Here is a 13,736-nt window from a genome sequence, read left to right as displayed (position 1 = left end):
CCCGGAGGGTCCCGCGATCGAGCGCCGGGTGGGGCTCAGCGCAGGCCGGGACGGCACCTGGCCGCGGTGTCGGCCGGAGGCCGACGTCAGACGTGGTCGCCGCCGCGCAGCTGCGACACGACGTGGGGGAGGAGCGGGCCGAGGACGGCGAGCCCGTCGCGCACCCCGCCGGTCGAGCCGGGGAGGTTGACGACCAGCGTCCGTCCCGCGGTGCCGGCGATGCCGCGGGAGAGCACCGACGTCGGCACCTCCCCCTCCCCGTAGCGGCGCACCGCCTCGGCCAGGCCGGGCGCCTCCCGCTCGACCACCGCGCGGGTGGCCTCGGGCGTCACGTCGGTGGGGGAGAGGCCCGTGCCGCCGGTGGTGAGGACGACGTCGGCGCCGGACGCGACCGCCTCGCGGATCACCGCGGCCAGCGCCTCGGCGTCGTCCGGGCGCACGTGCGGGCCCTCGACGGCGAACCCGAGCGCGCGCAGCCCCTCGGCCAGCGCCTGCCCGCTGCGGTCCTCGTAGACCCCGGCCGAGGCCCGGTTGGACGCGGTGACGACGACGGCGCGCGCGTCCGCGGGGAGCTCGCTCACCGCCGCCACTCCCCGCTCTTGCCGCCGGACTTCGCCAGCAGCCGCACGTCGGTGATCGCCGCCCGCGGGTCGACCGCCTTGACCATGTCGATGACGGTCAGCCCGGCCACCGCCACCGACGTCAGCGCCTCCATCTCCACGCCCGTCCGGTCGGCGGTGCGCGCGGTGGCGGTGATCTCCACGGCGTCGTCGGCGACGGTCACGTCCACGGTGACGCCGTGCAGGGCGATCGGGTGGCACAGCGGCACGAGGTCCGGCGTCCGCTTGGCCCCGGCGATGCCGGCGATCCGCGCGACGGCGACGGCGTCGCCCTTGGGCACGCCCTCCCCGCGCAGCAACGCCACCACCTCGGGACTGACCAGCACCCGGCCGGCCGCGGTCGCCTCGCGGGCGGTGACGGGCTTGGCGGAGACGTCGACCATCCGGGCCGCCCCGGACTCGTCGACGTGGGTGAGACGGTCGCTCACTGCAGCGCTCCCTCGATCAGGACGACGTCGACCTCGGCGCCCGCGGGCAGCTCGGTGACGTCCTCGGGCACGACGACCAGGCAGTTGGCCCGGGCCAGGTGGGCGACCAGGTGCGAGCCGGGCCCGCCGACCTGGGAGACGCGGCCGGCGTCGTAGCGGCCGCGGAGGAACTGGCGGCGCCCGGCGGGCGAGCGCAGCGGCGCGGTGAGCACCGCGGGCGCCCGCAGCCGGCCGGGGGCGGCGTGGCCGAGCGCCTGCCGCAGCGCGGGGCGCACGAACACCTCGAAGGACACGAACGAGCTGACCGGGTTGCCCGGCAGGGTCACCACCGGCACGCCGTCGACGGTGCCGCAGCCCTGGGGCCCGCCGGGCTGCATCGCGACCTTGAGGAACTCGACCGTGCCGAGGGTGCGGAACGCGTCCTTGACCACCTCGTAGGCGCCCGCGCTCACCCCGCCGCTGGTGACCAGCAGGTCGGCGTCGGCCAGCTCGGCGCGCACGGCGGCGAGGAACTGGCCGACGTCGTCGGGCACGAAGTGCAGCCGCCGCGCGGTGCCGCCGGCGTCCTCGACCGCCGCGCACAGCAGCAGCGAGTTGGACTCGTAGACCTGGCCGGGGAGCAGCGGCTCGCCGGGCTCCACCAGCTCGCTGCCGGTCGACAGCACGAGCACCCGCGGGCGGCGGCGCACCCAGAGCGTGCGGGCGCCCACCGCGGCGGCGAGGCCCAGCTGCGCGGCGCCCAGCGGGCTGCCGGCCTCCAGCGCGACGGTGCCGGCGGTGATGTCCTCCCCGGCGCGGCGCAGGTGGGTGCCGGCGGCGAGGGCGTCGCGGATCTCGACGACGTCGGTGGCCGCGTCGGTGAGCTCCACGGGGACGACGACGTCGGCGCCCGGGGGCAGCAGCGCGCCGGTCATGATCCGCTGCACGGTGCCCGGCTGGAGCGGGTCGACGCCGGTGCGCCCGGCCGGCAGGTCGTCGGCGACCGGCAGCCGCACGGGCAGCCGCCCGAGGTCGGCGGCGCGGGCGGCGTAGCCGTCCATCGCCGAGTTGTCGAAGCCGGGCAGGGGGACGCCGGCGGTCACGTCGCGGGCGAGCACCCGGCCGTGCGCCGCGGCGACCGGCACCTCCTCCTCGCCGAGCGGGGCGAGCAGCGCCGCCACCGCCGCCTGGTGTTCCTCGACCGTGCGCACCGGGTCATCCTGGCCGATCGCCGCCCACCCGGCTGACGCGCGTCCGGCCGGGGCATAGGAAGCTCTCCCTGCGTCCGCACGCCCGGAACGTGCGGAGAGCTTCCGATGCCTGCCACCCGAGAGGAGCACGCACGTGGCCGAGTACGAGCGGATGCTGGCCGCCAACGAGGAGTGGGCCCGCGACTTCGCGGGCGCCCTGCCCGTGGCCCCGGCGCGCAAGGTCGCCGTCGTCGCCTGCATGGACAGCCGGATGCCGCTGTTCCCGCTGCTGGGGCTCGCCGTGGGCGACGCGCACGTCATCCGCAACGCCGGCGGTGTCGTCACCGACGACACCATCCGGTCGCTGACCATCTCCCAGCACCTGCTGGGCACCCGCGAGATCGTGCTCGTGCACCACACCGACTGCGGGCTGCAGAAGACCGACGACGCCTCCTTCGCCGACCTCGTCGAGGAGGCCACCGGGGTGCGCCCGCCGTGGCCGGCGCAGGCCTTCACCGACGTCGACGAGGACGTCCGGCTGTCGATCCGGAAGCTGCGCGAGAGCCCGTTCCTGCTGTCGAAGGACGTCTGCGGGACCGTCTACGACGTCACGACCGGGCGACTCCACCGCGTCGAGGCCGACTGACACCCCGTCCCCGTCACTAGGCTCACGCCCCGTGACGGGGACGCGGAGCAGGTGGACGGCGGCCGGCGCGGTCGCGGCGGGGGTGCTGCTGGCGGGCTGCACCAGCACGGTGTCCGGAACGGCGACGCCGCTGGCCAGCGCCCCGCCGACGACGAGCGAGGCGCCCGACCCCACCCCGACGGAGCCGCCGGTCGACGTCACCCCGGCGCCCGCGCCCACGGTCGGCACGCTGCTCGAGGCGCACCGCATCGCCTCGGTGACCTCGCTGGTGCAGGCGACCTTCCCGGCGCGCACCGACACCTGCTTCCCGAGCGGGCCGTGGAGCGACGCCGGCGCCCTCGACGCGGCCTACTTCGGCTCGGGCACCGCGGGGGCGGTCCTGGACCGCTGGGGCTTCGTCACCGCGTGGGGGCAGTGCACCAGCGACCCGGCCGACGGCCGCGCGACCCTGACGATGGTGGCCGAGCTGTCGGACCCGGAGTCGGCGCGGCGGGCCGCCGCCGAGCTCGCCGCCGACCAGGCCGGCGCCGGCTACGAGCCGGCCTCGGTGCCCGGCGTCGACGGGGAGGCCGTGCTGCTGGAGGACGGCGGCGAGGACGTCGTGCAGGTCTTCGTGCCGGTCGGCCGGATGCTGGCCTACGCGTACCACACGGCCGCCGCCGGTCAGGGCCTCGACGACGTCGGCCGGCTGATGACCGACCAGGTCGGGCTGCTGCAGGGGTTCACGCCCACGCCGCAGGCGCAGGTGCCCACGCTGCCGACCGACCCGGTGGGCCTCCAGTCGCTCACGCTCGACCCGCCGGGTGACTTCACCGACTTCTCCGGCCCCTACGACCTCGAGGGCTACCTGCGGCTGGCGATCGACCCGGCGCGCGAGCGCGACCTGCTGTCGGCCAACGGGTTCCGCGGCTTCTACTCCAAGCAGTCCGACGAGGACGAGCTCAGCTACGCGGTGGCGCTCTACGCCTTCCCGACGTCGACGCAGACCAACGCCGTCTACACGACGTTCGCCGAGCTCGAGGCCACGGAGTTCGGTGGCACCCGGTTCACGCTGCCGTCGATCCCCGACGCGCCCTGCTTCTGGTTCGAGTCGGGGGAGAGCTTCTACCAGCGCTGCTACGTCGGCTACGGCAGCTACCTCGCGAGCGTCGACGTGCTCGGCCTCACCGCGGCCGACGACGTCGCCGCGATGGACCGGCTGCTGCCCGCCCAGCGCGACCTGATCGACGGCTGAACCGGCTGGTATCGTCGTCGGCTGGTGCGCGGCCGCCGGCTGGTGCGCGCGCGCCGTCCCCGTCTCCCGTGCTCGGTGAGGCGATCCCACCAGCCGCCCCGACGACGACGGAGGACAGTGCCGTGCGCACGTACTCACCCAAGCCCGGCGAGGTCGACCGGGTCTGGCACGTCATCGACGCCACCGACGTGGTGCTCGGTCGACTCGCCAGCCAGATCGCGACCCTGCTGCGCGGCAAGCACAAGCCCCAGTTCGCACCGCACGTCGACGTCGGCGACTTCGTCGTCGTCGTGAACGCCGGCAAGGTCGCCCTGACCGGCTCCAAGCGGGACCAGAAGACCGCCTACCGGCACTCCGGCTACCCGGGCGGCCTCCGGGCGATCAACGTCGGCGACCAGCTGCGCACGCACCCCGACCGCGTCGTCGAGCGCGCCGTCAAGGGCATGCTGCCGCACAACAGCCTCGGCCGGCAGATGATCAAGAAGCTGAAGGTGTACGCGGGCCCCGAGCACCCGCACGCCGCCCAGCAGCCCCAGACCTTCGAGATCAAGCAGGTGGCCCAGTGACCTCCGCCCTGACCGTGACCGACGCCGAGGGGCGTCCCGTCCAGACCGTCGGCCGGCGCAAGGAGGCCGTCGTCCGCGTGCGGCTCGTGCCGGGCACCGGCCAGTTCCGCCTCAACGGCCGGACGCTCGAGCAGTACTTCCCGAACAAGGTCCACCAGCAGCTCATCCGGGAGCCGTTCGTGACTCTCGAGAAGGCCGAGCAGTACGACGTCGTCGGCATCCTCAAGGGCGGCGGCGTCACCGGCCAGGCCGGCGCGCTGCGCCTGGCGATCGCCCGCGCCCTCATCGAGGTCGAGGCCGACGACCGCCCGGCCCTCAAGAAGGCCGGCTTCCTCACCCGCGACGCGCGGGTCAAGGAGCGCAAGAAGTACGGCCTCAAGAAGGCCCGCAAGGCGCCTCAGTACTCGAAGCGCTGACCGGTACCGCCGTGGGTCGCCTGTTCGGGACCGACGGCGTCCGGGGTCGGGCCAACGCCGACCTCACGCCGGAGTTGGCCCTCTCGGTGGCCCGTGCGGCCGCCGGTGTGCTCGCCGACCGCGACGGGACCTCGCGTCCCGTCGCGGTCGTCGGCCGTGATCCCCGCGCCAGCGGGGAGATGCTCGAGGCGGCCGTCGTCGCGGGCCTGGCCAGCGCGGGCGCCGAGGTGCTCCGCGTGGGCGTGCTCCCGACGCCGGCCGTCGCCTTCCTCACCGCCGAGACCGGCGCCGACCTCGGCGTCATGATCTCGGCGAGCCACAACCCGATGCCCGACAACGGCATCAAGCTGTTCAGCCGCGGCGGCCACAAGCTGCCCGACGCCGTCGAGGCGGCGATCGAGGCGAGCGTGCAGACCGGCACCGCCGCCCACCGGCCCACCGGCGCCGCCATCGGCCGCGTCCGCGACCTGCCCGGCGGCGCCGCCGACTACGCCGACCACCTGCTGTCGACGCTGCCCGCCCCCGTCGCGGGGCTGCGCCTGGTCGTCGACTGCGCCCACGGGTCTGCCGCCGCCGGCGGGCCCGACGTCTACCGCCGCGCCGGCGCCGACGTGACCGTCATCGGCGGCGAGCCCGACGGCTGGAACATCAACGACGGCATCGGCTCCACCCACCTGGGCCCGCTGACCGAGGCCGTCCGCGCCACCGGCGCCGACCTCGGCATCGCCCACGACGGCGACGCCGACCGCTGCCTGGCGGTGACCGCCGACGGCGAGGTCGTCGACGGCGACGCGATCCTCGCGGTCTGCGCGCTCGGCCTCAAGGAGCGCGGCGCGCTGGCGCAGGACACCGTCGTCGCCACCGTGATGAGCAACCTCGGGTTCCACCACACGATGCGCGACGCCGGCATCGCCGTGCACACCACCGCCGTCGGCGACCGCTACGTGCTCGAGGCGCTCCGCGCCCGAGGGCTGTCCCTCGGCGGCGAGCAGAGCGGCCACCTGGTCTTCCTCGACCACGCCACCACCGGCGACGGCCTGCTCACCGGCCTGTCGCTGCTGTCCCGGATGTCGGTCACCGGCGCCTCGCTCGCCGAGCTCGCCTCGGTCGTGCAGCGGCTGCCGCAGGTGCTGGTGAACGTGCCGGTGCGCGACCGGATCGCCGTCGTCGAGAGCGACGCCGTCGCCGGCGCGGTCAACGCCGCCGAGGAGGAGCTCGGCGACGACGGCCGGGTGCTGCTGCGCCCGTCGGGCACCGAGCAGCTGGTGCGGGTCATGGTCGAGGCGCCCACCCAGGAGTCCGCCGACGCGATCGCCGCGCGGCTGGCCGACGTCGTCGCCGCCGTCGACTGACCCCTGGACCGCCGGGCCGGGCGGGACGACGATCGTCCCCACCGGCCTCCGGGAGGACGTCGTGACCGTGCGGATGAGGGACCTGCTCGGCGGTGTGGTCGACCGGCTCCGGTACGAGCCGACGGCCAAGCGCGTCCGGGCCGAGGTGGACGGCGCCGTCGTCGCCCTGACCGACCGGGCGCTGCTGGTCTGGGAGCCCCGCCGGGTGGTGCCCGCCTACGCGGTGCCGGTCGAGGACCTGCGCGCGGCGCCGGTCCCGGACCCCGGCGCCGCGCCGGACGAGCCCGCGGGGACCGGCTTCGCCCTGCCCGACGTGACCGGGCTGCGCGTGCTCGACCCGCGGGTGCCCTTCGCCGTCCGCAGCACGCCGGGGGAACCGGTGCTGGTGCCGGTCCCGGGCAGCGACCGCACGGTCGAGGGGTTCTGCCCGGCCGACCCGGCGCTCGCCGGGTACGTCGTCCTCGACTGGGCCGGCTGCGACGCCTGGTTCGAGGAGGACGAGCGGCTGCACGGCCACCCGCGCGACCCCTTCCACCGGGTCGATGTCCGCGCCGGGTCGCGCTCGGTGCGGGTGTCGGCCGGCGGCCAGCTGCTCGCGGACTCGGCGCGGCCCGCCCTGGTGTTCGAGACGATGCTGCCGGTCCGCTGGTACCTGCCCGCCGCGGACGTCGTCGCCGACCTGGAGCCGAGCCCGACCCGGACGGAGTGCGCCTACAAGGGCGTGGCGCACTACTGGTCGGTGCGCACCGACGACGGCCTCGTGCCCGACGCGGTGTGGAGCTACCCCGACCCGCTGCCCGACGCGGCCCGGCTCACGGGGCTGCTGTGCTTCTTCGACGAGCGCTTCGACGTCGCGGTCGACGGCGTGCCGCGGTCCCGGCCGGTCACCCCCTGGTCCTGAGGACGCGGAGCGTCGCCGGGAGGAGTGGGGGCCGGGGGCTCCCGCGATCGAGCGGCGGGGTGGGCTCCGCGCGGCCGGGGACGGCTCGTGGTCGCGGTCTCGTCCGGAGGACGACCGTGTCGTTGTGACGCGTGTGGCGCGGGGCGCGCGTCACGGCGTCGGAGGACGGATCGGTCCGCCACCGCCGGTACCCTCGGTCCACATGTGCGGCATCGTGGGTTACGTCGGCCCGCAGAACGCCCTGGACGTCGTCCTGGAGGGCCTGCGGCGGCTCGAGTACCGGGGATACGACTCCGCGGGCGTGGCGGTCCGGGTCGAGCGGGACGGTGAGGGCGCGCTCGCCGCGGCCAAGAAGGCCGGCAAGCTCGCCAACCTCGAGAAGGTGCTGGCCGACGCGCCGCTGCCGGAGTCGACCATCGGCATCGGCCACACGCGGTGGGCCACCCACGGCGGGCCGACCGACCGCAACGCCCATCCGCACCTGTCCGCCGACGGCCGGGTCGCGGTGATCCACAACGGGATCATCGAGAACTTCGCCGCGTTGCGCGCCGAGTGCGAGGCCCGCGGCATCGAGTTCCGCTCCGACACCGACACCGAGGTCGTCGCGCACCTGCTCGAGGCGGCCTACCGCGACCTGCCCGCGGGCCCCGGCCGGCTGGCCGAGGCGCTGCGCGTGGTGTCCCGCCGGCTCGAGGGCGCCTTCACGCTGGTCGCCACGCACGCCGACGAGCCCGACACCCTCGTCGCCTCCCGCCGCAACAGCCCGCTGGTGGTCGGCGTGGGCGACGGCGAGTACTTCCTCGGCTCCGACGTCGCCGCCTTCATCGCGCACACCCGCGAGGCGCGCGAGCTGGGCCAGGACCAGGTCGTCGAGATCGACCGCACCCGCGGCCTGACCGTCACCGACTTCGACGGCGCCCCCGCCGAGCCGGTGGCCTACACCGTCGACTGGGACGCCGCTGCCGCCGAGAAGGGCGGCCACGACTGGTTCATGCTCAAGGAGATCGCCGAGCAGCCGCAGGCCGTCGCCGACACCCTGCTCGGCCGGCTGGGCGAGGACGGGGAGCTGGTCCTCGACGAGGTGCGCCTGTCGGACCAGGAGCTCCGCGACATCGACAAGATCTTCGTCGTCTCCTGCGGCACCTCGTTCCACGCCGGTCTGATCGCCAAGTACGCGATCGAGCACTGGACGCGCATCCCGGTCGAGGTCGAGGTGGCCAGCGAGTTCCGCTACCGCGACCCGGTGCTCGACCGCTCCACGCTGGTCGTCGTCATCAGCCAGTCCGGCGAGACGATGGACACGCTCATGGCGCTGCGGCACGCCAAGGAGCAGAAGGCCCGCACGCTGGCCATCTGCAACGTCAACGGCTCGACGATCCCGCGCGAGTCCGACGCCGTGCTCTACACGCACGCCGGCCCGGAGATCGCCGTCGCCTCGACCAAGAGCTTCCTGGCGCAGATCGTCGCCTGCTACCTCGTCGGGCTGTTCCTCGCGCAGGTGCGGGGGATCAAGTACACCGACGAGGTCGCCTCGATCGTCCACGAGCTGCAGAAGCTGCCCGGGGCCGTCGAGCGGGTGCTGACCCAGATGGAGCCGGTGCGCGAGCTCGGCCGCTCGCTGGCCGACGCCGACACGATCCTGTTCCTCGGCCGGCACGTGGGCTTCCCCGTGGCGCTCGAGGGCGCGCTCAAGCTCAAGGAGCTCGCCTACATCCACGCCGAGGGCTTCGCCGCCGGCGAGCTCAAGCACGGCCCGATCGCCGTCATCGACCAGGGCACACCGGTGGTAGTCGTCGCGCCGTCGCCCCGCGGCCGCAGCCTGCTGCACGGCAAGGTCGTCTCCAACATCCAGGAGATCCGGGCACGCGGCGCGCGCACGATCGTGATCGCGGAGGAGGGCGACGAGGACGTCGTGCCCTACGCCGACCACCTGATCCGGGTGCCGCGCACGCCGACCCTGCTCGCGCCGGTGGTGACCACGGTGCCGCTGCAGATCCTCGCCTGCGAGATCGCCGACACCCGCGGCTTCGACGTCGACCAGCCGCGCAACCTGGCCAAGAGCGTCACCGTCGAGTGACCTCGCAGCACGATCAGGCCGCCTGGTCGTGCTGCGTCCTGGCTCACCGTCGGCGGTGAGCCAGGACGCGCGGAGGTGAGCCAGGACGGCGGGACGCGCGGGCGCACGGCAGACTGACCCGGTGATCATCGGGGTGGGGATCGACGTGGTCCCCGTGACCCGATTCGCCGAGTCGCTGACCCGCACGCCCGGCATCCGCGACCGGCTGTTCACCGCCTCCGAGCAGGTGACGCCGTCGGGCAACCCGCGGACGGCGGAGTCGCTGGCCGCGCGGTTCGCCGCCAAGGAGGCCGTCGCCAAGACGCTCGGCGCCCCCGGAGCGCTGCAGTGGCACGACGCCGAGGTGACCGTCGGCGAGCACGGCCGCCCGCACCTGGAGGTGCGCGGCACCGTCGCCGCCCGGGCCGCGGAGCTCGGCATCACCCGCTGGCACGTGTCCCTGAGCCACGACGGCGGGATCGCCTCCGCGGTGGTCGTCGCCGAGGGGGGACCCGCGTGATCGGGCTGTCCACCGCCGCCGAGGTCCGCGCCGCCGAGGACGTGCTGCTCGCCGCCACCCGCGAGGGCGCGCTCATGCAGCGGGCGGCCACCGGCCTGGCCGTCGTCTGCCTGCGGCTGCTCGGCCGGGCGCACGGCACCCGCGTCACGCTGCTCGTGGGGGCCGGCAACAACGGCGGGGACGCGCTGTTCGCCGGCGCGCAGCTGGCCGCCCGCGGCGCCCGGGTGACCGCCGTCCTGCTCGACGCCGACCGCGCCCACCCCGCCGGGCTGGCCGCGCTGCGCCGCGCCGGCGGGCGGGTGACCGGCCCGGAGGGACCCGACGGGCTCGACCGCGCCGACCTCGTCCTCGACGGCATCGTGGGCATCGGCGGCCGCGGCGGCCTGCGCACCGAGGCGGCCCGGCTGGCGCAGCGGGCGGCCACCGGACCGGGGCTGACCGTCGCCGTCGACGTGCCGAGCGGCGTGGACGCCGACACCGGCGCGGTCGAGGGCGCGGCGTTCGCCGCGGTGCACACGGTCACCTTCGGCGCGGTCAAGCCCGGCCTCGTCGTGGGGGAGGGGCGCGGGTACGCCGGCACCGTCCACCTGGTCGACATCGGCCTCGCCCCGCACCTGGCCCCGGCCCGCGCGCACCAGCTCACCGACGCCGACGTCGCCGCGCACCTGGAACCGCCCGGCCCCACCGACGACAAGTACTCCCGCGGCGTCGTCGGGGTGGTGGCCGGCTCGTCGGTCTACCCCGGCGCCGCGGTGCTGTGCACCGGGGCGGCGCTGCGCACCCGCCCGGGGCTCGTCCGCTACGCCGGTACCGCCGCCGACGGCGTCCGCGCCGCCTGGCCGGAGGCCATCGTCACCGACGGCCGGCCCCGCGACGCCGGCCGCGTGCAGGCCTGGGTGGCCGGCCCCGGCACGGGCACCGATGACGACGCCCGGAGCGTGCTGGCCGAGGTGCTGGCCACCGACCTGCCGGTGGTGGTCGATGCCGACGCGCTGACGATGGCCGCGCGCGAGCCGGACCTCGTCCGCGGCCGCACCGCGCCCACCGTGCTGACCCCGCACGACCGGGAGTTCGAGCGCTTCGGCGCCCCGGTCGGCGGCGACCGCATCGGCAGCGCCCGCCGGCTGGCCGCCGACCTCGGCGTCGTCGTCCTGCTCAAGGGCGACGCCACCGTGGTCGCCGCGCCCGACGGCACCGCGTTCGTCAACGCCACCGGCACCTCCGACCTGGCCACGGCCGGCAGCGGCGACGTCCTGTCGGGGGTCCTCGGCTCGCTGCTGGCCGCCGGCACGCCCGCGGCGGAGACGGCCGCGGCGGCCGCCCACCTGCACGGCCGCGCCGGCCAGGTCGCCGCGGCGCGCGGGCCGATCCTCGCCTCCGACCTCGTGCGGGTGCTGCCGGACACCGTCGGCCGGGTGCGCGGGGGCGGCGACGCGCTCCTGGGACACTCGGGGGCGTGAAGCAGCCAGCTCCCCGGGCCGAGGTGGTCGTCGACCTCGACGCGATCGCGGCGAACACCGCCGTGCTCCGCGAGCGGGTCGGCCGCCCGCTCATGGCGGTGGTCAAGGCCGACGGCTACGGGCACGGCCTGGTGCCGGCCGCGCGGGCGGTGCTCGCCGGCGGTGCCGACGCGCTCGGCGTCGCCGTCCTCGAGGAGGCGCTCGCGCTGCGTGCCGCCGGGGTCACGGCGCCGCTGCTGGCCTGGCTGCACGCGCCGGGCACCGACTTCGCGCCCGCGCTGGAGGCCGGCGTCGAGGTGTCGGCGAACGCGGAGTGGGGCCTGGCCGAGGTCGTGGCCGCCGCCCGCGTCACCGGCCGTCCCGCGCGGCTGCACCTGTGCGCCGACACGGGCCTGTCCCGCGAGGGCGCCACCACCGCCGACTGGCCCGCGCTGGTGGCCGCGGCGGCCCGCGCACAGGCCGACGGCGAGGTCGAGGTGGTCGGGCTGTGGAGCCACATGGCCTACGCCGACGCCCCCACCCACCCGACCATCGGCGCGCAGGTGCGGGTGTTCGAGGAGGCGGTCGCCATCGCCCGCGCCGCCGGCCTCGACGGCACCCGGCACCTGGCCAACTCCGCGGCCACCGTCGCGCTGCCCGACACCTGGTACGACATGGTCCGGCCCGGCGTCGCCCTCTACGGCCTCGACCCGCTCGGCGGCGACCCCGCCGTCCACGGCCTGCGGCCGGCGATGAGCGTGCGCGCCCGCGTCGCGCTGACCAAGCGGGTGCCGGCCGGCGTCGGCGTCTCCTACGGGCACACCTACTCCCCGGAGCGCGAGACGACGCTGGCGCTGGTCCCGGTCGGCTACGCCGACGGCGTCCCGCGCGCCGCGGGCAACCGCGCACCCGTGCTCGCCGCCGGCGCGCAGCGGACGATCGCCGGCCGCGTGTGCATGGACCAGTTCGTGCTCGACGTCGGCGACGACGCCGTCGCCCCGGGCGACGAGGTGGTCCTGTGGGGCTCGGGCGAGCGCGGCGAGCCAACCGCCCAGCAGTGGGCCGACGCGGTCGACACCATCCACTACGAGCTGGTCACCCGGGTCGGCGGGCGGTTCACCCGCCGCCACGTCGGGTCGGCGGGGGCGGTCTGATGGCACACCGGTCGAGCCGGCGGGCGCCGGCGCACCCGGGACTGACCGGAGCGCTGGAGCGGCACCCGGCGGTCGGGATCGCCGGCGCGGTCGTCGGCCTCGCGGCGGCCACCACCGCCGTCGGCGTCGCCGTCGCGCGCATCGCCACCCGCCGGGTGCGGGCCGAGCGGCTCAGCCCGGGCGGAGCGCTCCCGGAGGGCGCCAGCGACGCCGAGCTGCGCGAGGACGACCCGCTCGGCGCCGCCGCGCGCCGGGCCGACCGGACGGCGCAGGTGCAGGCCGACGACGGCGTGCTGCTCGCCGTGGACGAGGTCGGCCCGCTCGACGCGCCGCTGACCGTCGTCTTCGTGCACGGCTACACGCTGTCGATGGCCTCCTGGACCTACCAGCGCCGGTCCCTGGGCGCGGAGCTGGCCACCGCGAACGGCCACCGGCCCACCGCCCGGCTGGTCTTCTACGACCAGCGCGGGCACGGCTCGTCGTCCCGCGGGCCGGCGGAGAACTCCACGATCGAGCAGCTGGCGCGCGACCTCGCGCGGGTGCTCGAGGAGCGGGTGCCGGAGGGACCGGTCGTGCTGGTCGGCCACTCCATGGGCGGCATGACCGTCATGGGCCTGGCCGACCTGCACCCGGAGCTGTTCGGCACGAAGGTCGCCGGCGTCGCGCTGGTGTCCACCTCCAGCGGCCAGCTGGCCGACCTCGACTTCGGCCTGCCCGACTTCCTCACCCGCGTGCGCGCCGCGGTGCTGCCCGTGGCCGCCTGGACGATGCGCCGGCGGCCGGTGTTCGCCGAGCGCACCCGCCGGCTCGCCGCCGACGTCGTCTCCGCGGCGACGTGGTCGCTGTCGTTCGCCTCCACCGACGTCGACCCGCGGCTGGGCCGCTACGTCGACGCGATGATCGCCGGCACCCCGGTCGACGTGATCGCCGAGTTCTACCCGGCGCTGGCCGGCCTCGACGAGACCGGCGCGCTCGCGCCGCTGCGCCGGGTGCCCACGCTCGTGCTCACCGGCGACGCCGACCGGATGATCCCGCCGGCGCACAGTGACACCCTGGTGGAGCTGCTCGGCGGCGAGGGGCCGGCGGTCGAGCACGTCGTCGTCCACGACGCCGGGCACCTGGTGACGCTGGAGAAGCCGCAGGAGGTCACCCGGGCGCTGGCCGGCCTGGTGCGCCGGGTGGCCACGGAGACCGCCCGCATCCGCCAGGAACCCGGCCGGTAGGTCCCTGCGGGG

At 76.1% G+C, this 13,736-nt stretch carries 14 protein-coding genes; 11 read left to right on the top strand and 3 right to left on the bottom strand.

Going from position 1 to position 13,736, the window contains the following annotated elements:
* Positions 1 to 86: 86 nt before the first annotated feature.
* Genes WA616_RS05905 through moeA form a run of 3 tightly spaced genes read right to left on the bottom strand, consistent with a single transcriptional unit; the run spans position 87 to position 2,238 of the window.
* Positions 87 to 581, bottom strand: a complete 495-nt coding sequence (locus WA616_RS05905) for a MogA/MoaB family molybdenum cofactor biosynthesis protein (RefSeq protein WP_336028141.1) — start codon at positions 579 to 581, stop codon at positions 87 to 89.
* Positions 578 to 1,048: a cyclic pyranopterin monophosphate synthase MoaC gene (moaC, locus tag WA616_RS05900; protein ID WP_073421388.1), complete on the bottom strand. Its 471-nt coding sequence runs from the start codon at positions 1,046 to 1,048 to the stop codon at positions 578 to 580. The genes WA616_RS05905 and moaC overlap by 4 nt, the downstream gene beginning before the upstream one ends.
* Positions 1,045 to 2,238 carry a molybdopterin molybdotransferase MoeA gene (gene moeA / locus WA616_RS05895; protein WP_336028139.1) on the bottom strand — a complete coding sequence of 398 codons (1,194 nt, stop codon included), beginning with the start codon at positions 2,236 to 2,238 and terminating at the stop codon, positions 1,045 to 1,047. Before moeA ends, moaC begins: the two co-directional genes overlap by 4 nt.
* Positions 2,239 to 2,371: 133 nt before the next feature.
* Here moeA and WA616_RS05890 point away from each other — a divergent pair, with 133 nt between their 5' ends.
* The 11 genes from WA616_RS05890 (at position 2,372) to WA616_RS05840 (ending at position 13,724) form a co-directional block, all read left to right on the top strand.
* A complete protein-coding gene (locus WA616_RS05890) occupies positions 2,372 to 2,863 on the top strand; it encodes a beta-class carbonic anhydrase (protein ID WP_336028138.1) in 492 nt (163 codons plus the stop codon).
* Positions 2,864 to 2,894: 31 nt separating this feature from the next.
* Entirely contained in the window at positions 2,895 to 4,097 is a 1,203-nt protein-coding gene (locus WA616_RS05885; RefSeq protein WP_336028137.1) for a DUF7373 family lipoprotein, read from the top strand.
* Positions 4,098 to 4,219: 122 nt separating this feature from the next.
* Positions 4,220 to 4,663, top strand: coding sequence for a 50S ribosomal protein L13 (gene rplM, locus WA616_RS05880; RefSeq protein WP_073421397.1), 444 nt, complete (start codon positions 4,220 to 4,222; stop codon positions 4,661 to 4,663).
* Positions 4,660 to 5,079, top strand: coding sequence for a 30S ribosomal protein S9 (gene rpsI, locus WA616_RS05875; RefSeq protein ID WP_442901974.1), 420 nt, complete (start codon positions 4,660 to 4,662; stop codon positions 5,077 to 5,079). Before rplM ends, rpsI begins: the two co-directional genes overlap by 4 nt.
* Positions 5,080 to 5,090: 11 nt before the next feature.
* Positions 5,091 to 6,431, top strand: a complete 1,341-nt coding sequence (gene glmM / locus WA616_RS05870) for a phosphoglucosamine mutase (RefSeq protein WP_336028135.1) — start codon at positions 5,091 to 5,093, stop codon at positions 6,429 to 6,431.
* 61 nt (positions 6,432 to 6,492) lie between these two features.
* The gene (locus WA616_RS05865; RefSeq protein WP_336028134.1) at positions 6,493 to 7,332 is read left to right on the top strand and encodes a DUF427 domain-containing protein; all 840 of its coding nucleotides are present in this window, start codon (positions 6,493 to 6,495) and stop codon (positions 7,330 to 7,332) included.
* Between the two features lie 202 nt (positions 7,333 to 7,534).
* Positions 7,535 to 9,409 (top strand): glutamine--fructose-6-phosphate transaminase (isomerizing), encoded by a 1,875-nt coding sequence (gene glmS / locus WA616_RS05860; RefSeq protein ID WP_336028133.1) that lies wholly within the window; start codon positions 7,535 to 7,537, stop codon positions 9,407 to 9,409.
* 121 nt (positions 9,410 to 9,530) lie between these two features.
* Positions 9,531 to 9,908 carry a holo-ACP synthase gene (locus WA616_RS05855; protein WP_073421405.1) on the top strand — a complete coding sequence of 126 codons (378 nt, stop codon included), beginning with the start codon at positions 9,531 to 9,533 and terminating at the stop codon, positions 9,906 to 9,908.
* A complete protein-coding gene (locus WA616_RS05850) occupies positions 9,905 to 11,368 on the top strand; it encodes an NAD(P)H-hydrate dehydratase (protein ID WP_336028131.1) in 1,464 nt (487 codons plus the stop codon). Before WA616_RS05855 ends, WA616_RS05850 begins: the two co-directional genes overlap by 4 nt.
* Entirely contained in the window at positions 11,365 to 12,501 is a 1,137-nt protein-coding gene (gene alr / locus WA616_RS05845) for an alanine racemase (protein WP_336028130.1), read from the top strand. The genes WA616_RS05850 and alr overlap by 4 nt, the downstream gene beginning before the upstream one ends.
* Positions 12,501 to 13,724, top strand: a complete 1,224-nt coding sequence (locus WA616_RS05840) for an alpha/beta fold hydrolase (protein WP_336028129.1) — start codon at positions 12,501 to 12,503, stop codon at positions 13,722 to 13,724. Before alr ends, WA616_RS05840 begins: the two co-directional genes overlap by 1 nt.
* Positions 13,725 to 13,736: the final 12 nt, after the last annotated feature.

The sequence above is a fragment of the Geodermatophilus sp. FMUSA9-8 genome (assembly GCF_037034165.1).
In the GTDB taxonomy this organism is placed as follows: Bacteria; Actinomycetota; Actinomycetes; order Mycobacteriales; family Geodermatophilaceae; genus Geodermatophilus; species Geodermatophilus nigrescens.
Note: the sequence above shows the minus strand (reverse complement) of the source record. Positions and strands in the feature narration are given on the sequence as shown.